Source organism: Arthrobacter sp. Y3223065 (assembly GCF_059090885.1).
Window position 1 is genome coordinate 138321 of sequence record NZ_JBNHGC010000001.1, and the last position, 22401, is coordinate 160721.

The following is a 22401-nucleotide window of genomic DNA, read 5'->3' on the forward strand; positions in this document are numbered from 1 at the left end:
GATGTCATGACCACTCCAACTCCAGGACAGGGCCCCGCGCCGTCTTCCGTCAGCCTCCGCGGCGCCGTCGACCTGTCCGCGCTGAAAAAGCCGCAGCCGCCGGCAGGAGGCATGCCGGCCCCGGCCGCCGGGGCGCCAGCAGCGGGCGAAGGCGAAGCACCGGGCTACATCGTCGAGGTCAACGAGCAGAGCTTCCAGGCGCTCGTCCAGTTGTCCGCCCAGGTCCCCGTGATCGTGGAACTGACCGCGTCGTGGAGCGATATGGCGCAGCAGCTGGCCTCCGCCATGGCGGAGGTGGCGAACGAGTTCGCCGGCCGCTTTGTGCTGGCCCGGGTTGACGTCGACGCCAGTCCCGGCATCGCACAGGCCTTCCAGCTGCAGAGCGTGCCCGCCGCCGTCGCGCTCCTGAAGGGGCAGCCGATCCCGCTGTTCCAGGGTGCGGCCACGGCCGACGAGCTGCGGCAGTTCGTCAATGAGCTGCTCAAGGTGGCCCAGGCCAACGGCGTGACCGGCACGGCCCCCGGTGCCGGGGAAGCTCCGGCCGAGGAGGAGAAGCCGCTGCCGCCGCTGCACCAGGAAGCCTTCGATGCCATCGAGGCCGGCGACTTTGATCGCGCCGCCGCGGCGTACCAGAAGGCCCTGGCCGAACAGCCGGCAGACGACGAGGCCCGCACCGGCCTGTACCAGGTCCAGTTGCTGCAGCGGCTGCAGGGGGCCGATGCGGCCGCGCTGCGCGCCGCTGCCGCCGACCGGCCCGACGACCTGCAGGCCCAGCTGGCCGTCGCCGACCTGGACGTTTCGGGCGGCCATGTGGAGGACGCCTTCGCCCGCCTGGTGGGGTTCATCAGCCGCCATGCCGGGGATGAACGGGAGGCCGCCCGGGCACGCCTCGTGGAGCTCTTCGACGTGGTGGGAGCCACCGACCCGCGGGTTTCCAAGGCACGCCAGGCCTTGGCCAGGGCGCTCTTCTAAATGGCGGAGGCTGTGGCCGGCGGCCTCTTCGAGCCGCTGAGGCTGCGCGGGTTGCAGCTCAGGCACCGTGGGTGGGTGGCGCCGATGTGCCAGTACTCGGTGCGGCGCGAGGATGCACCCGGAACGCCGAACGACTGGCACCCGATGCATCTGGGCCAGTTCGCTGCCGGCGGGGCCGCGCTGATCCTCACCGAGGCGACCGCGGTAAACGCCGCCGGCCGGATCAGTCCCGAGGACACCGGCATCTGGACCGACGAGCAGGCCCAGGCGTGGGGCAGGATCACGGAGTTCGTGCACCGCTACGGCTCGGCGGACACCAAGATCGGGATCCAGCTGGCCCATGCCGGGCGCAAGGCGTCGACCTACGCGCCCTTCGCCCCGGAATCCGGATCCGTGCCGCCTGCCGCAGGCGGGTGGCGGACCGTGGGCCCCACGGCTGAGGCCTTTGGACGCTATGCGGCGCCGGACGCCCTGGACGAGGCCGGCATCCGGCAGGTCATCGCGGACTTCCGCGACGCGGCGGTCCGTGCCGTCTGGGCCGGCTTCGACACCATCGAGATCCACGCCGCCCACGGCTACCTGCTGCACCAGTTCCTCTCGCCGCTGGTGAATACCCGGACCGACGGCTGGGGCGGTACGGCGGCCAAGCGTGCCCGGCTGCTGCTGGAGGTGGTGGAGGCTGTCCGCGGCGTCATCCCGGACGCCATGCCCCTGCTGCTCCGCGTCTCCGCCTCCGACTGGTCGGACGGAGGGCTGGAGCCGGAGGCAGTGGCCGACGTGGTGGAACAGGCGGCAGCCCGCGGAGTGGACCTGGTCGATGTCTCCAGCGGCGGCGCGGTGCACGGGGCGAAAATCCCGCTGCAGCCGGGGTACCAGGTGCCCTTCGCGGCCGCCATCCGGCGCCAGGCCGGCATCCCGACCGGCGCCGTCGGACTCATCACCACGGCCGCACAGGCCGACTCCATCATCACGGAGGGCTCGGCGGACGCGGTACTGCTCGCCCGGGCGGCGCTGCGGGACCCGCACTGGTGGCAGCGCGCCGCCGCCGAACTGGGCCACGACCTGGACTGGGCGCCGCAGTACGAGCGTGCCGCCGTGACGGAGAAATATTAGTCCTTGCGGATGACGTCCCGGTGAACTCCCGGTTGTTAGCGTGGACACATGACTTCGCACCCATCACAACCTCCGGTCCAGCAGCCGGACGAGCAGAACAACGGCGCGGTACCGGTACCGGCCGGCGGCGCCCCGCACGGGGCGCCGCCCCATGGCGCCCCGGACCCGGCTGCCGCACCCGCCCAGGCGCCGGCTGCCGCACCTGTCCAGGCGCCGGCTGCCGCACCCGCCCAGGCTCCCGTTCCCGCCCTGGCGGTGCGCGGCCTGGCCAAGCGGTTCGGCGACAAGATCGCCGTCAACGGCGTCAACCTGGACGTGCCCGCCGGGTCCTTTTACGGTTTGGTGGGGCCGAACGGGGCCGGCAAGACCACCTCGCTCTCGATGGCCACCGGGCTGCTGCGGCCGGACTATGGCCAGGTGTGGGTGCACGGCGTGGACGTCTGGGCCGAGCCGCTGAAGGCCAAGCGGCTGATGGGCGTGCTGCCCGACGGCGTCCGGCTGTTCGACCGGCTGACCGGCGAGCAGCTGGTCACCTATGCCGGGCTGTTGCGGGGCATGGACCGGGAGACCGTGGCCGCGCGCGTACCGGACCTGCTGCGGGCCATGGACCTGGCCGACGACGCTGGCACCCTGGTGGTGGACTATTCCGCCGGCATGACCAAGAAGGTCGCCCTGGCCACCGCCCTGATCCACGCGCCGAAGCTGCTGGTGCTGGACGAACCGTTCGAGGCAGTAGACCCGGTCTCCGCGGCGAACATCCGCGACATCCTGCACGACTACGTGGGCTCCGGGGGCACGGTGATCGTCTCCAGCCACGTCATGGACCTGGTCCAGCGCATGTGCGACCACGTGGCAGTGATCGCCGGCGGCAACGTGCTGGCCGCCGGCACCGTGGACGAAGTCCGCGCCGGTGCGAGCCTCGAAGAGCGCTTCGTGCAGCTGGTCGGCGGCCGGACCCAGGCGGAGGGGCTCGAGTGGTTGCGCACCTCGTAAGGCTGAAGCTGGCGCTGCTGCGCAACGGCTTCAAACGCAGCCCGTGGCAACTGGTCGGCGTGATCCTTGGCGGGCTGTATGCGGTGGGCATGCTGAGCCTGCTGATTTCCGGGCTGTTCTTCCTCAGCCACAGGGAGCCGGACATGGCGCGCATGGTGGTGGTGCTGGGCGGCTCCGCGGCCTTCCTGGGCTGGGCGCTGATCCCGATGATGGCCACCGGCGTGGACATGACGCTGGACCCGGCCCGGTTCGTGACCTATGCCGTGCCGATGCGCCAGCTGCTGCTGGGGCTCGCCATCGGCGGCCTGGTCGGCATCCCGGGCGTGGTGACGCTGGTCGCCGCGCTCGGGCACGCGGCCGCGTGGTGGCAGCACCCGGCCGCGCTCGTCGCCGCCGTCCTGTGCGCCCTGGTCGCAACGCTGACCTGCGTGGTGCTCTCCCGCGTGACGACGTCGGCGTCCACGACGCTGGCCAGCTCGCGCCGGTTCAAGGACCTCAGCGGTGTCATCGGCATCATCCCGCTGGTGCTGCTGGGACCGATCATGGTCGGCATCGTCGAGGGGTTCCGCAGCTCGCAGGACTTCCTGCCGGCGCTGACGGAGGGCCTGGCCTGGTCGCCGCTGGGCGCGGTCTGGGCCGTGCCCGGCGACCTGGCCCTGGGCAACTGGGGCGCGGCCGGGGCCCGGCTGCTCATCGCGGTAGCCTTCCTGGCCGTGCTGGCCTGGCTCTGGAAGCTCAGCCTGGCCCGTGCGCTGGTCACGCCGCCGTACAACGCCGTGTCCCGGAAAGCGGGCGGCCGGCTGGGCTGGTTCTCCCGGATGCCCGGCACCCCGGCAGGAGCCGTGGCGGCGCGCGCGCTCATCTACTGGTTCAAGGATCCCCGGTACGGGGCGTCGTTGGTGTCCATTCCGCTGATTCCGGTGGCGGTCTTCTTCGGCCTCGCGCAAACCGGCGACTTCACCTTCATGCTGTGGCTGGGCCCGATGATTGCCTTCCTGCTGTCCTTCGGCATCGCCGCGGACATCGCCTACGACAACACGGCGTTCGCGCTGCACGTCACCACCGGCGTGAGCGGGCGGGCGGACCGGATCGGCCGCGCCGCGGCCTGCGCGGTGATCGCGCTGCCGGCCACCGCGGTGCTGACCGTGCTGCCGTTCGTTTTCATCGGCGGGTGGCACCTGTTGCCGCCCGTATCCGGCGTCGCCCTCGGCGTGCTGCTGACCGGCCTGGGCCTGTCCAGCCTGGTCTCGGCCCGCTACACCTACAACGTGCCGCTGCCGGGCGAGAGCCCGTTCAAGACCCCGCCCGGGTCCACCGCCCGGATGATGGTGGTCCAGCTCGGCGGCCTCGGCGTGCTGGTGTTGCTCTCGCTGCCGGAGCTGGTGCTGGCGTTGATCGGTGTCTTCACCGGCGACGCGCTGTGGGGCTGGCTGGCGCTGGCTGTCGGCCTCGTGCTCGGCGCGGTCCTGCTGGTGGTCGGTATCGAGCTGGGCGGCCGCTGGTATGACCGCCGGACGCCGGAACTCCTCCAGGCGGTGGCCAAGAACAAATAGCACACAAACGCGGCCGCGGCGGCGGGCGACGACGACGGGGGAGCCGGGCTCCGCCGTCGTCGTTCCTGTTTCAGGGGTTAAGATGGGTGGCATGAGTCTTCCTCCGGATCCTTTCGAAAACGACCCCCGCGCGCCGCAGACCCCGGGCGGGTCCACCGCGACGATCGAGCGTGAAGAACTCCGCGAAGAGCTTGAGCCCGGTGACCGCGAACGCTTTGCGCACTACGTCCGCAAGGAGAAGATCATGGAGTCGGCGCTGTCCGGCGAACCGGTGATCGCCCTGTGCGGCAAGGTGTGGGTGCCCGGCCGCGACCCGAACAAGTTCCCGGTATGCCCGGACTGCAAGGCCATCTACGAGGGCCTGCGCCCCGGCGGCGACGATTCCGGTAAGAAGAAGTAGCAACCGTTCCCCCTCCACACGCGCGGGCGCGTCCGGTGCCCGCCGCGCTGACCCCTGCCTGCAAAGAAAGCTAGCCCTGGTTCCTTGATGCCCGAATCCACTGCCGTCCGCGCGCCCGGCGCCATGTCGGCTGCCTACCGGCCGCTGACCATCGGCCTGCTGACGGTGATCACGCTGGCGGCGTTCGAGGCGGTGGCGGTGGCGACGGCGATGCCGGTGGTGGCGGCCGACCTGGAGGGCAAGTCCGCCTACGGGCTGGCGTTCTCCATGTTCCTGACCGCTTCCCTGCTGGCCAGCGTGGTGGCCGGGGTCTGGTGCGACGCCAAGGGCCCGCGACCGGCGCTCGCCGCAGGGCTGGTGCTGATGGTCGCCGGCCTGGTCCTGTCCGGGGTGGCCGGGGAATTCTGGATCTTTACCGCGGGCCGGGCCGTGGCCGGGCTGGGCGGCGGCTTCGCGATCGTGGCCGTCTACGTGATCATCGGGCAGGTCTATCCGCAGCGGCTGCAGCCGGTGGTCTTCGGCTGGCTGGCCGCGGCCTGGGTGGTGCCGTCGCTGGTGGGGCCGCTGGCCGCCGGCGTCGTCGCCCAGTACCTTTCCTGGCGCCTGGTGTTCTACGGCGTGGCGCCGATCTTCCTGCTGGCCGTGCTGGTCATCTGGCCGCAGACCGGGAGCGTGGGAGCCCCGGAGAACCCGACCACGGACAAACGCGGCGGGCGGCTGCAGGCCGTGCGCGGCCTGCTGCTGGCCGGCGGCGTGTTCCTGGCCCAGTGGGCCTTGTTCGAAGCGGTTGCCGGCGGGCCCGCCGGGAAGCTGGTGCTGTTGTACGTGCTGGCGGCCGGCGGTGTGGTGCTGGCGCTGGTGGCCCTGCCCAGGCTGATGCCGCCGGGCACCCTGCGGCTGCGCCGCGGGCTGCCCAGCGTGATCGCCACCCGCGGACTGATCAACCTGGCATTTTTCGGCGCCGAGGCGTTCATCCCGCTGATGCTGGTGGCGGCGCACGGCGTCTCGCCGGCAACCGCGGGCCTGGCCCTGACGGCCGGCGCGGTCGGCTGGAGCATCGGCTCTTGGCTGCAGGCACGCGTTCAGACGGCGCGGCACCGGCTGCTGGTGATCGGATCCGGCATCCTGACCGCCTGCATGGGGCTGATGGCGCTGGTGTCCGCACCGTCGGTGCCGCTCGGGGCGCTCATCGTGGTCTGGGCGCTGGCCGGGTTCTCAATGGGAATGGCGTTGTCCACCACATCGGTGATGGTGCTGAAGCTGTCCGCACCGCAGGAGCGCGGACGGAACTCCGCGTCGCTGCAGCTGGCCGACCAGCTGGGCGGCGTGGTGGGTACCGCCGGGGCGGGCGCATTGTTCGCGTTGCTGCGGGACCCGGACAACCCGGGCTCGGTCGGCGTCTACGTGGTGATCTGGCTGGTGCTGGCCGCGGTGGCGGCGGGCGGGATCGCCACCGGCTGGCGCAGCGCGGAACGGATCGAAAACGGGCAGGAACAACGGGAGGAGGCCAGCAAATGAGCAACGACACACTATTCGGCGCCGGACCGGTGCTGCCGCCGGCTTACCCGGAACGGGCCGCCTGGGGCACAGCCCCCAAACTGCGCCAATGGCAGGCCGAGGCCCTGCAGAAGTACTTCGAGATGGCCCCGCGGGACTTCCTGGCCGTGGCTACCCCCGGCGCGGGCAAGACCACCTTCGCGCTGCGCGTGGCCACCGAACTGGTGGACCGGGGGATCGTCAACCGGATCACCGTCGTCGCCCCGACCGACCACCTCAAGCGCCAGTGGGCGGACGCCGCGGCGCGCGTGGGGCTGGCCATCGATCCGAACTTCAAGAATTCGGACGGTTCGCACGGCCGCGATTTCATCGGCGTCGCCGTCACCTACGCGCAGGTGGCCATGAAGCCGCTGTTGCACCGGGCCAAGACCGAGGCCGCCAAGACGCTGGTGATCCTCGACGAGATCCACCACGGCGGCGACGCCCTCAGCTGGGGCGACGGCATCCGCGAGGCCTTCGAACCCGCGGCCCGGCGCCTGGCGCTGACCGGCACCCCGTTCCGCTCGGACACGGCGGCGATCCCGTTCGTGGAGTACGCCGAAGACAGGGACGGCATCCGCCGCTCGCGGGCCGACTACACCTACGGCTATGGCAGCGCCCTGCGCGACCACGTGGTGCGCCCGGTCATGTTCATGGCGTACTCCGGGCAGATGCGCTGGCGCACCAGCTCGGGGGACGAGTACGCGGCGTCGCTCGGCGAGGCCGCCGTCACCAAGGACATCACGGCGCAGGCCTGGCGCACGGCGCTGAACCCGCAGGGGCAATGGATCCCTTCGGTGCTGGCCGCGGCCGACAAGCGGCTGACCGAGGTCCGCCGGGCGGTGCCCGACGCGGGCGGGCTGGTGATCGCCACCGACCACGAGGACGCGCGGGCCTACGCCGGCCAGCTGAAGAGGATCACCGGGGAATCGGCCACCGTCATCCTTTCGGACGACGCCGGCGCCTCCGAAAAGATCGAGGCCTTTTCCGCCGGCGACAGCCGCTGGATGGTCGCCGTCCGCATGGTCTCCGAAGGCGTGGACGTGCCCCGGCTGTCGGTCGGCGTGTATGCCACCTCGACGGCCACCCCGCTGTTCTTCGCGCAGGCGGTGGGCCGTTTCGTGCGCGCCCGGAAGCGCGGCGAGACGGCGTCGGTGTTCCTCCCGTCGGTGCCGAACCTGATGGAACTGGCGAACCAGATGGAGCTGGAACGCGACCACGCCCTGGACCGGCCGGACAAGGACAACGACGAGGGCTTCATTCCCGAAGAGGCCCTGATGGAGCAGGCCAACCGGGAAGAGAAGGCCTCGGACGAGCTGACCAAGCAGAAGTTCGAAGCGCTGGACTCCCAGGCGTCCTTCGACCGGGTGCTGTTCGACGGCGCCGAGTTCGGTACCGGGGGAGAGCTCGGCAGCGAAGAGGAACTGGACTTCCTGGGCATCCCGGGGCTGCTGGACGCGGAGCAGGTGGGCATGCTGCTGCGCCAGCGCCAGCAGGAACAGCAGTCGCGCAAGCGCAAGCGTTCCGGCGGAGCCGCGGATCCCGAGCCGGCCCCGGCCGTGGTGGACCACCGGCAGCTGACCGAACTGCGCAACCAGCTGGCCAAGAACGTTTCCGCCTGGTCGGCGCGCTCCGGCATGCCGCACGGCGTCGTCCACTCCGAACTGCGCCGGGTCTGCGGCGGCCCGCCGGTGGCCCAGGCCAACGAGGAGCAGCTGAACAAGCGCCTGAAGAAGCTCCAGGACTGGTTCATCGGCCGAAAGTAGCCGTCTGCGGGCAGGCCTGGCTGCCGGTCGTGGTCGACGCGGGTTTCGGTCGGGGGCCCGCATGGCCGTGGGGCAGCCCGACGCCAGTGACGGCGCAGCGTCCCGCCCGGCCTGGAGCCGAGGTCGGGGGATGGCTGCGAAGTCAGGGCGTATAAACGGTGATCTCGCAGCCCGACCCTGACCTCGCGATGAGGTCAGGGGGGTGCGGACGGTGACCTCGCAGGGGGACTCCCGGCAGAATCCCGCGCGATCCGGCTACTCGATGACGTCGATGCCGTAGTCGCTGAACTCGGCCAGGGTCTTCTCGACGCGTCCGGCGTTGATTCCCGCCGACAGCGCCAGGTTCACGGCGGTGGCGTACCCGGCCTGGACGGCATCGAGGGCGGTCTGGCGGACGCAATAGTCGGTTGCCAGCCCGGCCACCACCACCTCGTCCACCCCGTGCTCCTGCAGCCAGTCGTCCAGGCTGGGCATCTCGGTGACTTCTTCCTCCTCGTCGCCCTCGCGTTCACCGGTGGCCACCTCGTCCGCCGGTGCCAGCAGGCCGTCGAAGCCGGAGTAGCCGGCATCGTACTGGCCCTTGCGGAAGTAGGCGTCGATCCGGTCTGTGTCCAGGTCGGGATGCAGGTCCGCCCCGCGCGTCCCGGCGACACAGTGCCGCGGCCAGCTGTCCACGAAGTCCGGCGCGTCGGAGAAATGGCCGCCCGGATCCACGTGCCAGTCCTGCGTCGCGACCACGACGTCGTATTCATCCGGCCGGGTCTCCAAGTGCTCGCTGATGTCGGCGGCGGTTTTCGCTCCGCCGTCGACGGCCAGGGCACCTCCCTCGCAGAAGTCGTTCTGGACGTCGACGATGATCAGTGCGCGTGTCATGACTGCTCCTCGAATTCGGTGGGAATAGCGGCCTCGCCGCGCTGCAGCCGGTTCACGGCGCCGGGCAGCTCGGCCATGGAAGCGGTGTGGCGTTCAGCGGCGCGGCGGACGCCTTCGGCGCCGGTCCAGCCGTCCGCCAGCTTGCCGTTGGTGACGAACTGCTGGAGCAGCGGCCGGTCGTTGCCGTCGTCGAGGGGCCGGTGGCCAATGCCGACCACCTCGGCCGTCGCGGCCCCGTGCTCGTCCAGCCGGCGCAGCGCGTATTTGCGTCCGCCCACGGAAATCTTGTTCTTCGACGCCTTCGCCACCGACACCTGCTCGCCGTTGCTGCCCTCGCGGCTGACCAGTTTGTAGACCATGCTGGCGGTGGGCGCGCCGGAACCGGTGACCAGCGCGGTGCCGACGCCGTAGGAGTCCACCGGAGCCGAGGCGAGGGCGGCGATCGCGTATTCGTCCAGGTCCGAGGTGACGGTGATGCGGGTGTGGTGGTTGCCCAGGTCGTCCAGCAACTGGCGCACCCACTGGGCCTGGGCGATCAGGTCGCCGGAATCCAGCCGCACGCCACCCAGCTCCGGCCCCGCCAGGTCCACGGCAGTACGGACGGCGGTTTCGACGTCGTACGTGTCAGCCAGCAGGGTGGTACCGACACCCAGCGACGCCAGCTGCGCCTCGAAGGCCTGCTGCTCGGTGTCATGCAGCAAGGTGAAGGAATGGGCGGCGGTTCCCACCGTCTTGACGCCGTACCGGTAGCCGGCTTCAAGGTTGGAGGTGCTGGAGAAGCCGCCGATCACCGCGGCCCGGGCCGCCGCCACGGCCGACTCCTCGTGCGTGCGCCGGGACCCCATCTCGATGCAGGGCCGGCTGCCGGCCGCGCCGGTCATCCGCGAAGCCGCCGAGGCGATGGCGCTGTCGTGGTTCAGCACGGACAAGACGAAGGTCTCCAGGACGCACGCTTCGGCAAAGCTCGACTCCACCACCAGGATCGGCGAATACGGGAAGTAGGCCTCGCCCTCGGCATAGCCGTAGATGTCGCCGGAGAAACGGAAATCGGCCAGCCAGTCGATGGTGCGCGCGTCCACCACGTTCGTGCGGGCCAGGAAATCCAGCTGGTCCTCGGAGAACGTGAAGTGTTCCAGGCCCTCCAAAATCCGGCCGGTTCCGGCCACCACGCCGTACCGGCGTCCTTCCGGCAGCCGCCGGGCGAACGCCTCGAAGACCGAACGCCGGTGGGCCGCGCCGGAATGCAGGGCGGCCTGGAGCATGGTCAGCTCGTAATGGTCGGTGTACAGGGAGGTGCTGGGATGCGTCCAGCCTGCTGCATTGTTCACATCCACGACTCTAATCCTGTTTCGCCGTCTGGGTAGATCCGCGCCGCCGTCGGGCTCTCTTGGCACGCCCTGCCTACAATGGAAGCCATGACCGTGAGCATCCTTCCCTCCTGCACAACCGTGCTGGACGCGGATATCGAGACGTCCCGCCGGACGGAATCCGCCGAACTTACGGCCAAGGACACCCCGTGGGTCGTCATCGTGTGGAACGATCCGGTCAACCTGATGAGCTACGTCAGCTATGTCTTCCAGAGCTACTTCGGCTATTCGGAAACCAAAGCCCGCAAGCTGATGCTTGAGGTGCACCAGCAGGGCAAGTCGGTGGTGGCGACGGGCAGCCGCGAGCAGGCCGAGCGGGACACCGTGGCGATGCATTCGTTTGGCCTGTGGGCCACGTACCAGAAGGCGGACCAGGCGTAGATGGCCAAGGCATTCAAGCACACGCGCAAGGGAATCACCGGGTACCTGGAGCCCGCCGAGCGGGACCTGATCCGGAAGCTGTTCGGGGACGTCATCGCCATGCTGGAGGTTGACCGGCAGGACGAGGATCCTTTGGCCGCGATGGTGGGCTTGGACATGGATGCCGCCAAACCCCGGGACCCTGCGCTGCTGCGGCTGCTGCCGGACGCGGTGGAGCACGACGACGGCGAGGCGCTGGAGTTCCGCAAACTCACCGAACGCACGCTGCGGGAGGACAAGCTCGGGGCGCTGCGCGCCAGCGCGCTGCTGCTCGAACATACGCCGCTGCACCTCACCGACGAGCAGGCCCGGCTGTTCGCCCGTGCCGTCAACGACGTCCGCCTGGTGCTGGCCGAGCGGCTGGAGATCCGCACCGACGAGGACGCCCAGGCCCTGCATGAGATCGACGACTGGTCCCAGGCCGAGGACCTGGAAACCTATCTGGCGTTGGTCTACAACTTCATGACCTGGCTTCAAGAGACCCTGATGCAGGCCCTGCTGGACGGGCTGGGGCACCCGTCAGGCGGGCACCGCTGAGCTGCGCCTCGGCGCGTCTGTAGCTGCCTCGAACCCGAGGCGGGGCCCGCCGGGGGCCCCCGTGGCGGGCCGCAGGGTTTCCCTCGAACCCCGAGGGGCCCCGGCGGCGGCAGCCTCGGAGGGAGCCGCAGGCTCCGCGGGCCTAGGCCCTGCCGCGCCTTGGCGGAGGCCGTCGTCGTCGGGGACGCACTGTGAGATGGCTAACAGAAGCGGGGCTGAAGTTCGCCCAAGCACACGCCGACGCCTTATCCTCTAGAGAAATATGAGCCTGGAAGGCAGTGACATCCCGATGTTGATCCAACCCGCAGCTCCGATCGGCATCTTTGATTCCGGGGTGGGCGGGCTGACCGTGGCCCGCGCAGTGATAGACCAACTGCCCAACGAGTCCATCTTGTACGTTGGCGACACCGCCAACGGCCCCTACGGTCCGCTGCCGATTGCCGAGGTGCGGGCGAATGCACTGGGCGTGATGGATGAACTGGTGGACGCCGGCGTGAAGCTCCTCGTGATCGCCTGCAACTCCGCTTCCGCCGCCGTCCTGCGCGACGCCCGGGAGCGCTACACCGCCCGCTACGGCATCCCGGTGATCGAGGTGATCCAGCCGGCCGTCCGCCGCGCCGTTGCCTCCACGCGGAGCGGCAGGATCGGCGTGATCGGCACGTCGGCCACCGTCGGTTCCCGCGCCTACGAGGACACCTTCGCCGCCGCACCGCACCTCGACGTGACCTCCGTGGCCTGTCCACGCTTCGTGGAATACGTGGAAGCCGGTGTCACCGCGGGCCAGGAGTTGTTGGCCACCGCCGAGGAGTACCTGGACCCGCTCAGGCGCGCCGACGTGGACACGCTGGTGCTCGGCTGCACGCACTATCCGCTGCTGACCGGCGTGATCTCCTACGTCATGGGCGACGGCGTGACGCTGGTTTCGAGCGCGGAAGAGACGGCCAAGGACGTGTACCGGTCGCTGGTTTCCCACGATCTGCTGCGGCCGGAAGGGACGCCGGGCCAGCACCACTTTATTGCCACCGGTGACGCCGCGTCCTTCGAGGTACTGGCGCGACGGTTCCTGGGGCCGGAGGTGATTGCCGTGGAGCATGTGGACCACGTGGCCGCGCACTATCCCACCGGCAGCATGGCCAGGATCACCCCCGAGATGGTCGCCGCCGCACGCGCCGAGGGGCAGGCGGGCCCGAAAATTTCGCCGTTTGCCGGTGCGTCGGGGCAGTACAACCTGGGGGAGCGGGCATGAACCTGACCATCGTCGGCTGCAGCGGCTCGTTTCCCGGGCCGCTGTCTCCGGCGTCGTGCTATCTGGTCAGCGCCGACGACGGCGAGCGGACCTGGCGCATCCTGCTGGACCTGGGCAACGGCGCCCTGGGCACCGCCCAGCGCTACATGGCGTTGGAGGATATTGACGCCGTCTTCCTGAGCCACCTGCACCCGGACCATTGCATGGACCTGTGCGGCCTGCACGTGGCGGTGCGCTGGAATCCCGACGGCTGGACCAAGGGGCGCATCCCCGTGTGGGGCCCGGCGGCCACGGCGGACCGCATGGCCACTGCCTACGGGCTGGAGTTGGATCCCGGCATGAAAGAGGAGTTCGATTTCCACCTCTGGGCGGAACGGGAGCCGGTGAAGCTGGGCCCGTTCACCATCACCCCCTATCCGGTGCGCCACCCGGTCGAGGAGGCCTACGCCATCCGGGTCGAGGCTACGGAGCCCACCCCCGAGGGGCCGGTCACGCGGGTGCTCGCCTACTCGGGTGATACCGACAGCTGCCCCGAACTGGTCGAGGCGGCCTTCGGCGCGGACATGTTCCTGTGCGAGGCCGCCTTCCACGAAGGCCGCGACGACGGCGTCGACGGCGTGCACCTCACCGGAAAGCGGGCCGGCGCCGCCGCCACCGAGGCCCAGGTCCGGCGGCTCCTGCTGACCCACCTGCCCGTCTGGAACGACTCGGTGCGTACTGTCAACGAGGCCCGCGAAACCTACGTCGGCGACCTGGCCGTGGCGGTAGCCGGTGTGAGCTACGTCGTCTGAGCGGCTGAGGGCCGCCGTGGGCGACGACGCGTGAGCGGCTGCGGCCGCTGCGAGCCGATAGGGTGGACCCATGATTGACGTTGATCCCGGTTCCGCCATGCCCGCTGCCGCCGCCCGAGCCGACGGCCGGACACCCGAACAGCTGCGTCCGATCAGCATCACGCGCGGCTGGTCCAACCAGGCCGAAGGATCGGCACTGATCGAGTTCGGCAACACCCGCGTACTCTGCACCGCATCGGTGACGGCGGGCGTACCGCGTTGGCTGAAGGGCGAAGGACGCGGCTGGGTCACGGCCGAATACGCGATGCTTCCCCGCGCCACCAACACCCGTTCCGACCGCGAATCCGTCAAAGGCAAGATCGGCGGCCGCACCCACGAAATCTCCCGGCTGATCGGCCGCTCGCTGCGCTCGGTGATCGACACCAAGGCGCTGGGGGAGAACACCATCGTCTTGGACTGCGACGTGCTCCAGGCCGACGGCGGCACGCGCACCGCGGCCATCACGGGGGCCTTCGTGGCCCTTGCCGACGCATTGCACTGGGCGAAAGAGCAGAAGCTGATCGCCCGTTCCGCCCGGCCGTTGACCGATACCGTCGCCGCCGTGAGCGTCGGCATCATCGACGGCGTGCCGATGCTGGACCTGCCCTACGTCGAGGACGTTCGCGCGGAAACGGACATGAACGTGGTGGTCACCGGATCCGGCCAGTTCGTGGAAGTCCAGGGCACCGCCGAGGGCGCGCCGTTCGACCGTGCGGAACTCGACGCGCTGCTGGATCTGGCGCTTGCCGGCACGGCCCAGTTGGCCCAGATCCAGCGGGACACACTGCCGGAGACGCTGGGAGAAGTCATCCGTGGCTGACACCGGGGCAGCAGGCACCGGGCTCGGCGGGGCGCCGGCCGCCGGGCCGGAGATCAAGCCCCGGCTGGTCCTGGCCACCCGCAACCAGGGAAAGCTGCGTGAATTGCGCGAACTGCTGCGCGGGCAGATACCGGGGCTGGACGTGGATACGCAGGTGATTGACGCGGCCACGGCCGGGGTCCCTGACGTACCCGAAACCGGATTGACCTTCGCCGAAAACTCCCTGTTGAAGGCACGCGCCGTCGCCGAGGCCACCGGACTGGTCGCGGTGGCCGACGACTCGGGCCTGGCGGTTGACGTACTCGGCGGGGCACCCGGCATCTTCTCGGCCCGCTGGGCCGGAAAACATGGCGACGACGAAGCGAACCTGCGCCTGCTCTTGAACCAGTTGTCCGATATCGCGCCTGAGCATCGCGGCGCCGCGTTCGTCTGCGCAGCAAGCGTTGCGTCGCCGCGTCTCGAAGCCGTCGAGGAGGGCCGGCTGGAGGGCACCCTGCTGGCCGAACCGCGCGGCTCGGGCGGATTTGGCTACGATCCCATCCTGCAGCCAGCGGGGATGGACCGCAGCTGTGCCGAACTTCGGCCCGAGGAAAAGAACGCCGTCAGCCACCGCGGCCAGGCGTTCCGCGCCCTGCTGCCTCACATAGTGGCGGCGCTCGGCCAGAAGCCCTGACCGCGCCGCTGGACCGGCGGCTTGTCGCCGACTCAATACCTGCGGCCTGATGCTTTCGGCGGCGCTGCTGCGTCCTCCGAAACTGTCAGTGGCGGCGCATAGTCTGTTTTCAGTAGCAGTTCAGCACCAACGTTGGCCGCCGGGTCGTGGGTTTGCCGGTGGCGTCCGCGGATCCGTTCAGGGTTCGTGACCGCTCGTAGTCGAGGCCATGCAGTACGCATGCTGAAGATTGAGACGCTGAGATGTTTGATCCGGCCGTACCCGAACCACTCGCCGCACGACCGCCTGTGGCTGCCGCGGGTCCGGTTGGTTCTGCCGCCGTTCACGCCGCGGCCGAAGCCCTGCAGGGCATCGATCTGGATGCGCCGGACCGGGAGTTGGTGGAAGAGCTCACCGCATTGGAGGGGCTGAAGGCTGCCGCCGCGGCCGCGCAGGCCGGGGTTCAGGTCGCGCTGGAGAATTCCGTGCGTGCCCGCCGTGCCGCCGCCGGGATCCCCAAAGACCGGCAGGGCGCCGGGGTGGCGGCCCAGATCGGGTTGGCCCGGCGCGAGTCCCCGCACCGGGCCGCGGTCCTGCTGAACCTGTCCCGGACCCTGGTCGGGCAGATGCCGCACACCCTGGCCGCCTTGGCCGCGGGGCACCTGAACGAATACCGGGCCGAGATCCTGGTCCAGGAAACCGTCTGCCTGTCCCCGGAGCACCGCGCCCGGGTGGACCGGGAACTGGCCGGGAACCGGGAGCGGCTGCACGGACTTGGGAACCGGGCGCTGCGGGCCGAAGCCAAACGCCTCGCCTACCGGCTCGATCCCCGCTCGGTGGTGGACCGGGCGGCGAAGGCCGAAGCGGACCGGCACGTTTCCTCCCGGCCGGAGCCGGACACCATGGTCTCGGTCCGGACCCTGCTGCCGGTAATCCAGGGCGTGGCGGTGATGGCCGCCCTGCACCGGGAAGCGGACCGGCTGCGCACCATGGGGGACCCCCGGTCCCGCGGGCAGATGATGGCCGACACCGTGTTCGAACGCGTCACCGGCCGCAGCACCGCCGACCCGGCCCGGCTGGAAATCCAGCTGGTGATGACCGACCGCGCCCTGCTCCAGGGCGAGGCCGAACCGGCCTGGCTGACCGGGTACGGCATCGTCCCGGCCCACTACGCCCGCAACCTCACCGGCCTGCCGCACCAACCGCCGGAAACGGCACACACACCCGAAGCCAACACCGAAGCCAGCCCGCCCGGCCGCACCGCTGCCGGCGCCGGCGGCAGCGGCGAGGACAGCGGGTTGCCGGCGGCAGGACCACACGGTGGCAGCCCTCCGCCCCATCCCGCCTGGAACGCGCCGGGCGGGATGGGGCAGAAGGCGCCGCCGGCCGGGACCGAGCCGGGGTGGAAGACCGCCCGCGAGCAGGCCCAACGCACCAAAGTGCTGACACAGGGCAGTGTGGAGGACATCTGGGTCCGCCGCCTCTACAACGCCCCCGGGGCCGGGCAGCTGCTGGGGATGGACTCGGCCGCGCGGAAGTTCCCCGACGGGATGCGCCGGATGATCCTCGCCCGCGACGCCGTCTGCGGCAGGCCCTGGTGCGACGCCCCGATCCGGCACATCGACCACATCGTGCCTTGGTCAAGAGGCGGTAAAACGACCATGGCCAACGGCCAGGGACTGTGCGAGCAATGCAACCAGTCCAAGGAAGCCGAAGGCTGGTCCACCCGCACCCTCCAAGGACCACACCACACGATCGAAACCACCACCCCCACCGGACACACCTACACCTCCACCCCGCCACCACTACCAGGCACACTTGCTGTCAGTGGCGCCTCCAGGTCCGCGCCCCTCGTCAAAGCGGCTGCAGGTGAGTGGGCACGAGCGGGCACGGCGTTGTCGACGCCCCGGACTTATGTGTCGGCGCAGTTCGCCGCATCCAGCGCTGATGGCAATTGACTTATCGCTGCGGATCTTGGAAGCGATCTGCCCCTTGACGGGTGCTTGACCGTCCAGACCCGACGCCCGGTTCGGTCTTGATGGGCGCGGTAAGGCAGACTTGTACACGATGAGCATGCTGATCCCTTTCTTGATGTCCGGTCCCCGCCCTGCCCAGTCCGCAGACGATTCCTCTGCCCTCACCGGGGTGGCCGAGTGGGCCGTGGCGCTGATGGAAGGGATCGGGGCACCCGGCGCCGGCCTGGCCATTGCGCTGGAGAACCTTTTCCCGCCGCTGCCCAGTGAGGTGGTGCTCCCGCTGGCAGGCTTCACGGCCAGCCGCGGCAGTTTCAGCCTTATCGAGGCGCTCGTTTGGACCACTCTGGGCTCGATTATCGGCGCGTGGGTGCTTTACGGGCTGGGCGCCTGGCTGGGCCGAAGGCGCATGCGCGCCATCGCCGACAAGCTTCCGTTGGTCGACCTGGAAGACGTGGACAAGGTGGAAGCCTGGTTCAACCGCCACGGTTACAAGGCCGTCTTCTTTGGTCGCATGATTCCGATCTTCCGCAGCCTGATCTCCATCCCGGCCGGCATCGAACGCATGCCCATGGGCAAGTTCCTCGCACTGACCGCAGCCGGGAGCCTGATCTGGAACAGCATCTTTGTGCTCGCCGGCTTCTATTTGGGGGAGAACTGGCACATCGTGGAGGAATACGCCGGCGTCTTCCAGAAGATCGTGATTGTCGTCGTCGTTGTTTCGGGCCTGTACTGGCTCACCACCAGGATCCGCAAGATCAGGAACCGGCGGGCGTAGCCGGTTTCCGGGTCGCCACCATCTGTAAGCGCTGGCGGGCGGCCGGGATGTTGGTCACATGGGCCGCGATCGCCGTGGTGCGTGATCTGACCCTCCGCCGGGCCACGCCCTGATCAAACTCAACCAACCAGCAGGACGGGGGCTCCCGGCGCTCGTGTCGGGGGCCGCCGCCGGCGCGTGTTGCAGGCGCAGAACCGTCCGTGCCGTCACTTAGGGTTGAACGCGTGGCAGTTGACTTCACGGCGATCGATTTCGAGACGGCAAACGGTTTTAGGGGCTCACCATGCTCAGTGGGCTTGAGCAAGGTCCGCGACGGCCGGATCGTCGAGGAAGCGTCCTGGCTGATGCGCCCGCCGGAGGGCTTCGACCACTTCGACCGGCGCAACGTCCAGATCCACGGCATCACCGCGGGCATGGTGGCGGGAAAGCCCCGGTTCGGCGAAATCTTCGCCGACCTGGCGGCCTTCATCGGCTCCGACGTGCTGGTGGCCCACAACGCCGCCTTCGACATGGGCGTGATCCGATCCGCACTGGAGGTCTCGGAACTCTCCGGGCCGGCGTACGACTACGCCTGCACCGTCATCCTGTCGCGGCGCAGCTATTCGCTGGTGTCCTATTCCCTGCCGTTCGTCGCCGAGGCCGCAGGCGTGCCGCTGCACAACCACCACGACGCCGTGGCGGACGCGCGCGCCTGCGCCGGCATCATGATCGACATCGCCGGCCGGAATTCGGCCCCCAGCATTCCCGACCTGCTGACCGCGATGCAGTTGCGCGCCTCGCGGCTGGAGGCCTACCTCCACGGCAGCGCAGCGGTATCCAAACCCACCAGGACCGCGCTGGAGCGGCAGGCGCTGGGTGCGGCCGGGGGAGCGGCGCCGTCGTCGGCCTGGACGTACTGGCCGGACGAGGGGGACAACCCCGAGCCCAACCACGACGCCGACGATTCCCACCCGCTGTACGGCCAGACCGTGGTCTTCACCGGCAATCTGGGCCTGTCCCGCCAGGAGGCGAAGAACCGCGCGGCGGAGCTGGGAGCACAGCCTGCCAGCAACGTCACCCGGAAGACCACTGTGCTCGTCGTCGGAGACGGTTTCGTCGCCTCCGACCTCAAGAGCGGCCGGGTCACCGCCAAGGCGCACAAGGTGCTGCAGCTGCACAGCAAGGGCCAGCAGATCGAGGTGCTGTCCGAAGGCGAGTTCCTGCAGATGATCGGCGGCCGCTGGCCTGCGCACAGCGCCTGACCATCTGGCCCCTGGCCCGGCGAACCGGAGTCAAAGCCGGAGACCTACCCCGGTGAGCTCCTCGGACAGGTCGATCAGCCGGGAGGCGGCGTTGCGCTCGCGGGCGTGCCGCTGCGGCGGGACGGCGGCGGGGCGTCCGGTCAGCTGTAGCAGTCCGTCCGGCCCCCAGTAGTCGCCGTTGCGGACGTCCTCGCCGGCTGCGGCGTGCACCAGCGGCCGGGCTCCGGCGTCCTTGCCTTGCGCCACCAGCCCGAAAAGCACCCGTTGCCACCCGGCCGCCGGGCGGGAGAGCTTCAAACCCGGCCGGTCGGGCGTGAAGTACTTCCGCGCGTAACCGGGATGCGCCACCACGGAGGAGACCGGCGAGCCCACCGCGTCCAGCCGGTGCGCCAGCTCGAATCCGAAACTCATCACCGCCAGTTTGGACAACGCATAGGAGCGGTGGCTGGAGTACCGGGCCGGCACAGCCGCGCGGCGGAAGTCCGGCCTCACCCAGCGGTGGCTGATGCTGCCGACGTGCACCACGCGGCCCCGGCTGCGGCGGAGGGCGGGCATCAGCCTGGCCACGAGTGCGAAGTGGCCCAGGTGGTTGGTTCCGAACTGCAGCTCGACGCCGTCGGCAGTGAACTGCAGCTCCCGGGAACCGATCACCCCGGCGTTGGCCAGCAGGGCATCGATCCGCCCCAGCCCGGCCAGCTCCTCTGCCGCCTGCCGGACCGAGGCCAGGTTGGCAAGATCCAGCTCCTGGAAGTGCACGTCCGCGCCGGGCACCGTGCGGCGGACGGCTTCCATGGCTGCCCGGGCGCGTGCGGCATCACGGGCCGCCATGACCACCGTGGCTCCCGCCGCCGCCAGCTGTTCGCTGGCGAAGTAGCCGAGGCCGGCGCTGGCACCGGTCACGATGATCGTCTTTCCGTCCTGGCGTGGCAGCGCCGGGGCCGTACGGTCGTGGGTCACGGGCTCAACCCTGGGTTTGCGCCAGGAAGCGCTCCGCCATGCCGAGGATGACGTCGGCGGCCTCCAGCACGGCCAGCCATTCGGCGGGCAGCGCCGCTTCGCCGTAATGGGCGCCCAGCAGGTTCCCGGCGAGGCTGCCGGTCGAGTCGCTGTCGCCGTCGTGATTGATGGCCGCGGCGACGGCCCTGCGGAAGTGGTGCTCCGGCGTCGTGCTGTCCGCCGTGGCCAGGACTGCGTACAGGGCGATGGCCAGGGCCTCCTCGGCCACCCAGCCTTCGCCCAGCGTGGCGGTCAGCTCCCCCGGCGCCACGGGACCGCGGGCCGACAACTCGATGGCGGCCCGCAGCCGCCCGGCCAACTCCGCGGCACCCGGGTCCTGCTCGGTACGGGCCAGCATGGCCACGGCGACGCCCGGCAGGGTCGCCTGTTCATGCACCAGCAGTCGGATCAACGTGGCGAAGGCCGCCGCACTCTGGTGTGCCGTCGGATGGCCGTGGGTGAGGGCCGAGCCGTCCGTGGCCAGCCGCTGGACCGTCTGGTCGTCGACGAACGGCAGCAGCCCGAACGGAGCCGACCGCATCACCGTGCCGCAGCCCTTCGAGTCCGGGTTGACCGGGCGCGCACGGGTTCCCATCTCGCCGGTGGCCAGACCGGAGAGGCAGGCGGTGCCGGGGGCGCGGCGCGCGTGCAGCACTTCCTGTCCGTCGATCCAGCGCGGCTGGGGTTCCGGAGCGTTGTCGGGAAAGCGGCCTTCCTGGGTGGCGTACCAGCGCAGATAAGCCAGCCAGAGGCAGGCGGCTTCGTCCGCGGAGGTACCGGCATTGGCCCATTCCAGCGCTTCGGTCAGCCCGTCGAGGGTATAGAGCGTCATTTGCGTGTCGTCGGTGAAGTGGCCGGGCTCCGGCAACTGGGAGAAGTCCAGCAGCCCTTCGGCCCCGAAGCGCCCGGCGATCGAGTCAAAGGAGTCGAATTCCACGGCGGCCCCGAGCTGGTCCCCGAGGGCGCCTCCGAGCAGGCAGCCGCGCACCCGCGACGCGAAATCGGGCACCGCCTGGGCCGCCGTCTCCGGCTGGGTCTCGGGCGGCGGCTGGACGGTGCCGGGCGCGGGCTGGACGGTGCCGGGAGGGGGCGGCGCGCTGCCGGCGAAGTCCGGCGCGTCGGCGGAGGGGGAACCGGGGAGCTGGGCATCGTTAGTCACGACTACCAGCTTAGGCGCGGCACCGGACGTTTCGCCGGGCATCCTTCCCGGGAAGCACTCAGCGTTTTCACAGGCCCCGGTGCCAGAGTGGAGTAGTTTTGAGTGAATCGCCGGCGGCTAGCCGGCCCGGCAGAAGGACAGTATCAATGGCAGCAGTCCACCCGGCGTCACCGGCCCCGGCCGTCCCCGCCGCCCCGCCCCGGCTCGGCGAGGGGCGCAGCTACTCGGCGCGCATCGGCGCCGAAGTGGCCGGCTCGTTCCTGCTCTTTTTCGGTGCCCTGGGGATCGGCATGTTCAATCCGCAGGGCGGTTTCGGCGTTCCCTTCGGCTTCGGCCTGGCGGTAATTGCCGGCATGCTTGCCTTCGGCCATGTCTCCGGGGGCCACTTCAACCCGGCCATCACGCTGGGCAGCGCGCTCGCGGGCCGCACCTCCTGGAAGTCGGTCCTGCCCTACGTCCTGGCGCAACTGGCCGGCACCTCGCTGGCCGCCGTCGTGCTCTGGGTGATCATGGGCAGCCACCCGGTCAGCGCCCAGTCGGCCGGCGTGTTCACGTCCATCTCCAACGGCTACGCCGGCGGCGGCGAACTGGGCTTCTCGATGGCGGGTGTGTTCCTGGCCGAAACCGTCGCCACCGGACTGCTCGTGGCCGTCTACCTGGGCGCCACCTCGTCCCTGGACCGGCTCCGCAGCGCCCCGTACGCGGTAGGGCTTGCCTTCGGCGTGCTGACCGCTGTAATGCTCCCGATCTCCAACGCAGGGCTGAACCCGGCCCGCTCCACGGCCGCGGTGTATTTCGCGGACGGCAGCCCGCTGGGCGAACTGTGGCTGTTCTGGGCGGCCCCGCTGCTCGGTGCCGTGATCGCCGGACTGCTCTACCGCAGTGCCGAACTGGTGCCGGGGCCGCGCAAGGCTACCAACGACGGCGGTGCTCCGGCTGCGTCTTCCACGCAGCCTGTGGAGGGGAAGACTGCCGTCGGCGGCGGCGCCGTTTCCGCCGGCACGGGGGCCGCCGGCCCGGTGCCGGCCGGGTCCGCGAACGCCGGACGTGAGGTTCCCGACGTCGCGGTGGAGGACCAGCCGGACGAGCCTGCGCCAGCGGACGACCAGGGCGCCGCCGAAGCGCGCGACTTCTTTGACCGCAAGCCGAACCGGACACGCCCGGACGGCGAATAGC

At 70.2% G+C, this 22401-nt stretch carries 21 protein-coding genes; 17 read left to right on the plus strand and 4 right to left on the minus strand.

The features are described 5' to 3' along the window. The first annotated feature begins 6 nt into the window (after positions 1-6). The 7 genes from AC5RUK_RS00660 (at position 7) to AC5RUK_RS00690 (ending at position 8333) form a co-directional block, all read left to right on the plus strand. Positions 7-972 carry a tetratricopeptide repeat protein gene (locus AC5RUK_RS00660; protein ID WP_494108612.1) on the plus strand — a complete coding sequence of 322 codons (966 nt, stop codon included), beginning with the start codon at positions 7-9 and terminating at the stop codon, positions 970-972. Continuing rightward, positions 973-2085 carry an NADH:flavin oxidoreductase/NADH oxidase gene (locus tag AC5RUK_RS00665; protein WP_494151096.1) on the plus strand — a complete coding sequence of 371 codons (1113 nt, stop codon included), beginning with the start codon at positions 973-975 and terminating at the stop codon, positions 2083-2085. Positions 2086-2133: 48 nt separating this feature from the next. Next, entirely contained in the window at positions 2134-3078 is a 945-nt protein-coding gene (locus tag AC5RUK_RS00670; RefSeq protein WP_494151097.1) for an ABC transporter ATP-binding protein, read from the plus strand. Further along, positions 3060-4631, plus strand: a complete 1572-nt coding sequence (locus tag AC5RUK_RS00675; protein ID WP_493989264.1) for a transporter — start codon at positions 3060-3062, stop codon at positions 4629-4631. Before AC5RUK_RS00670 ends, AC5RUK_RS00675 begins: the two co-directional genes overlap by 19 nt. Positions 4632-4722: 91 nt before the next feature. Beyond that, positions 4723-5031 carry a DUF3039 domain-containing protein gene (locus AC5RUK_RS00680; RefSeq protein WP_493979734.1) on the plus strand — a complete coding sequence of 103 codons (309 nt, stop codon included), beginning with the start codon at positions 4723-4725 and terminating at the stop codon, positions 5029-5031. A gap of 87 nt (positions 5032-5118) precedes the next feature. Further along, on the plus strand, positions 5119-6549 hold the full coding sequence (locus tag AC5RUK_RS00685; protein WP_494151098.1) for an MFS transporter: 1431 nt from the start codon (positions 5119-5121) through the stop codon (positions 6547-6549). Further along, complete coding sequence (locus tag AC5RUK_RS00690) at positions 6546-8333, plus strand: DEAD/DEAH box helicase (RefSeq protein ID WP_494151099.1); 1788 nt, start codon at positions 6546-6548, stop codon at positions 8331-8333. The genes AC5RUK_RS00685 and AC5RUK_RS00690 overlap by 4 nt, the downstream gene beginning before the upstream one ends. A gap of 255 nt (positions 8334-8588) precedes the next feature. Here the strand turns inward: AC5RUK_RS00690 and AC5RUK_RS00695 are convergent, their stop codons facing one another. Together AC5RUK_RS00695 and AC5RUK_RS00700 are read right to left on the minus strand one after the other, a co-directional pair. Continuing rightward, the gene (locus tag AC5RUK_RS00695) at positions 8589-9206 is read right to left on the minus strand and encodes an isochorismatase family protein (RefSeq protein WP_493989267.1); all 618 of its coding nucleotides are present in this window, start codon (positions 9204-9206) and stop codon (positions 8589-8591) included. After that, positions 9203-10534 (minus strand): nicotinate phosphoribosyltransferase, encoded by a 1332-nt coding sequence (locus AC5RUK_RS00700; RefSeq protein ID WP_494151100.1) that lies wholly within the window; start codon positions 10532-10534, stop codon positions 9203-9205. The genes AC5RUK_RS00695 and AC5RUK_RS00700 overlap by 4 nt, the downstream gene beginning before the upstream one ends. 87 nt (positions 10535-10621) lie before the next feature. Here AC5RUK_RS00700 and clpS point away from each other — a divergent pair, with 87 nt between their 5' ends. From clpS to AC5RUK_RS00745, 9 genes are all read left to right on the plus strand, one after another. Further along, positions 10622-10954: an ATP-dependent Clp protease adapter ClpS gene (clpS, locus tag AC5RUK_RS00705; RefSeq protein ID WP_493989269.1), complete on the plus strand. Its 333-nt coding sequence runs from the start codon at positions 10622-10624 to the stop codon at positions 10952-10954. Beyond that, the gene (locus tag AC5RUK_RS00710) at positions 10955-11530 is read left to right on the plus strand and encodes a DUF2017 domain-containing protein (protein ID WP_494151101.1); all 576 of its coding nucleotides are present in this window, start codon (positions 10955-10957) and stop codon (positions 11528-11530) included. Positions 11531-11819: 289 nt separating this feature from the next. Then, a complete protein-coding gene (murI, locus tag AC5RUK_RS00715; RefSeq protein ID WP_494151102.1) occupies positions 11820-12776 on the plus strand; it encodes a glutamate racemase in 957 nt (318 codons plus the stop codon). Continuing rightward, a complete protein-coding gene (locus AC5RUK_RS00720) occupies positions 12773-13567 on the plus strand; it encodes an MBL fold metallo-hydrolase (RefSeq protein ID WP_493989272.1) in 795 nt (264 codons plus the stop codon). Before murI ends, AC5RUK_RS00720 begins: the two co-directional genes overlap by 4 nt. A 70-nt stretch (positions 13568-13637) precedes the next feature. Continuing rightward, a complete protein-coding gene (gene rph / locus AC5RUK_RS00725) occupies positions 13638-14426 on the plus strand; it encodes a ribonuclease PH (protein ID WP_494151103.1) in 789 nt (262 codons plus the stop codon). Positions 14427-14478: 52 nt separating this feature from the next. Beyond that, complete coding sequence (gene rdgB / locus AC5RUK_RS00730) at positions 14479-15099, plus strand: RdgB/HAM1 family non-canonical purine NTP pyrophosphatase (protein ID WP_494151519.1); 621 nt, start codon at positions 14479-14481, stop codon at positions 15097-15099. 242 nt (positions 15100-15341) lie between these two features. Further along, the gene (locus tag AC5RUK_RS00735) at positions 15342-17036 is read left to right on the plus strand and encodes an HNH endonuclease (protein WP_494151104.1); all 1695 of its coding nucleotides are present in this window, start codon (positions 15342-15344) and stop codon (positions 17034-17036) included. A gap of 115 nt (positions 17037-17151) precedes the next feature. Next, positions 17152-17829 carry a DedA family protein gene (locus AC5RUK_RS00740; RefSeq protein WP_494151105.1) on the plus strand — a complete coding sequence of 226 codons (678 nt, stop codon included), beginning with the start codon at positions 17152-17154 and terminating at the stop codon, positions 17827-17829. Between the two features lie 224 nt (positions 17830-18053). Further along, a complete protein-coding gene (locus tag AC5RUK_RS00745; protein WP_494151106.1) occupies positions 18054-19070 on the plus strand; it encodes a 3'-5' exonuclease in 1017 nt (338 codons plus the stop codon). A gap of 30 nt (positions 19071-19100) precedes the next feature. Here AC5RUK_RS00745 and AC5RUK_RS00750 read toward each other — a convergent pair whose 3' ends face one another. Both AC5RUK_RS00750 and AC5RUK_RS00755 read right to left on the minus strand, forming a co-directional pair. Further along, positions 19101-20027: an SDR family NAD(P)-dependent oxidoreductase gene (locus AC5RUK_RS00750; protein WP_494151107.1), complete on the minus strand. Its 927-nt coding sequence runs from the start codon at positions 20025-20027 to the stop codon at positions 19101-19103. Positions 20028-20031: 4 nt separating this feature from the next. Next, the gene (locus AC5RUK_RS00755; RefSeq protein WP_494151520.1) at positions 20032-21075 is read right to left on the minus strand and encodes an ADP-ribosylglycohydrolase family protein; all 1044 of its coding nucleotides are present in this window, start codon (positions 21073-21075) and stop codon (positions 20032-20034) included. A gap of 296 nt (positions 21076-21371) precedes the next feature. On the opposite strand from AC5RUK_RS00755, the gene AC5RUK_RS00760 reads away from it, so the two are divergent. After that, positions 21372-22400 carry an MIP/aquaporin family protein gene (locus AC5RUK_RS00760; protein WP_494151108.1) on the plus strand — a complete coding sequence of 343 codons (1029 nt, stop codon included), beginning with the start codon at positions 21372-21374 and terminating at the stop codon, positions 22398-22400. The last annotated feature ends 1 nt before the right edge of the window (position 22401 follow it).

Excerpts from the sequence above, each read along its gene's own strand:
- AC5RUK_RS00660 (WP_494108612.1), top strand. The coding sequence starts at position 7 with ATGACCACTCCAACTCCAGGACAGGGCCCCGCGCCGTCTTCCGTCAGC.
- AC5RUK_RS00665 (WP_494151096.1), top strand. The coding sequence starts at position 973 with ATGGCGGAGGCTGTGGCCGGCGGCCTCTTCGAGCCGCTGAGGCTGCGC.
- AC5RUK_RS00670 (WP_494151097.1), top strand. The coding sequence starts at position 2,134 with ATGACTTCGCACCCATCACAACCTCCGGTCCAGCAGCCGGACGAGCAG.
- AC5RUK_RS00680 (WP_493979734.1), top strand. The coding sequence starts at position 4,723 with ATGAGTCTTCCTCCGGATCCTTTCGAAAACGACCCCCGCGCGCCGCAG.
- AC5RUK_RS00685 (WP_494151098.1), top strand. The coding sequence starts at position 5,119 with ATGCCCGAATCCACTGCCGTCCGCGCGCCCGGCGCCATGTCGGCTGCC.
- AC5RUK_RS00690 (WP_494151099.1), top strand. The coding sequence starts at position 6,546 with ATGAGCAACGACACACTATTCGGCGCCGGACCGGTGCTGCCGCCGGCT.
- AC5RUK_RS00695 (WP_493989267.1), bottom strand. The coding sequence starts at position 9,206 with ATGACACGCGCACTGATCATCGTCGACGTCCAGAACGACTTCTGCGAG.
- clpS (WP_493989269.1), top strand. The coding sequence starts at position 10,622 with ATGACCGTGAGCATCCTTCCCTCCTGCACAACCGTGCTGGACGCGGAT.
- AC5RUK_RS00710 (WP_494151101.1), top strand. The coding sequence starts at position 10,955 with ATGGCCAAGGCATTCAAGCACACGCGCAAGGGAATCACCGGGTACCTG.
- murI (WP_494151102.1), top strand. The coding sequence starts at position 11,820 with ATGTTGATCCAACCCGCAGCTCCGATCGGCATCTTTGATTCCGGGGTG.
- AC5RUK_RS00720 (WP_493989272.1), top strand. The coding sequence starts at position 12,773 with ATGAACCTGACCATCGTCGGCTGCAGCGGCTCGTTTCCCGGGCCGCTG.
- rph (WP_494151103.1), top strand. The coding sequence starts at position 13,638 with ATGATTGACGTTGATCCCGGTTCCGCCATGCCCGCTGCCGCCGCCCGA.
- AC5RUK_RS00735 (WP_494151104.1), top strand. The coding sequence starts at position 15,342 with ATGTTTGATCCGGCCGTACCCGAACCACTCGCCGCACGACCGCCTGTG.
- AC5RUK_RS00740 (WP_494151105.1), top strand. The coding sequence starts at position 17,152 with ATGCTGATCCCTTTCTTGATGTCCGGTCCCCGCCCTGCCCAGTCCGCA.
- AC5RUK_RS00760 (WP_494151108.1), top strand. The coding sequence starts at position 21,372 with ATGGCAGCAGTCCACCCGGCGTCACCGGCCCCGGCCGTCCCCGCCGCC.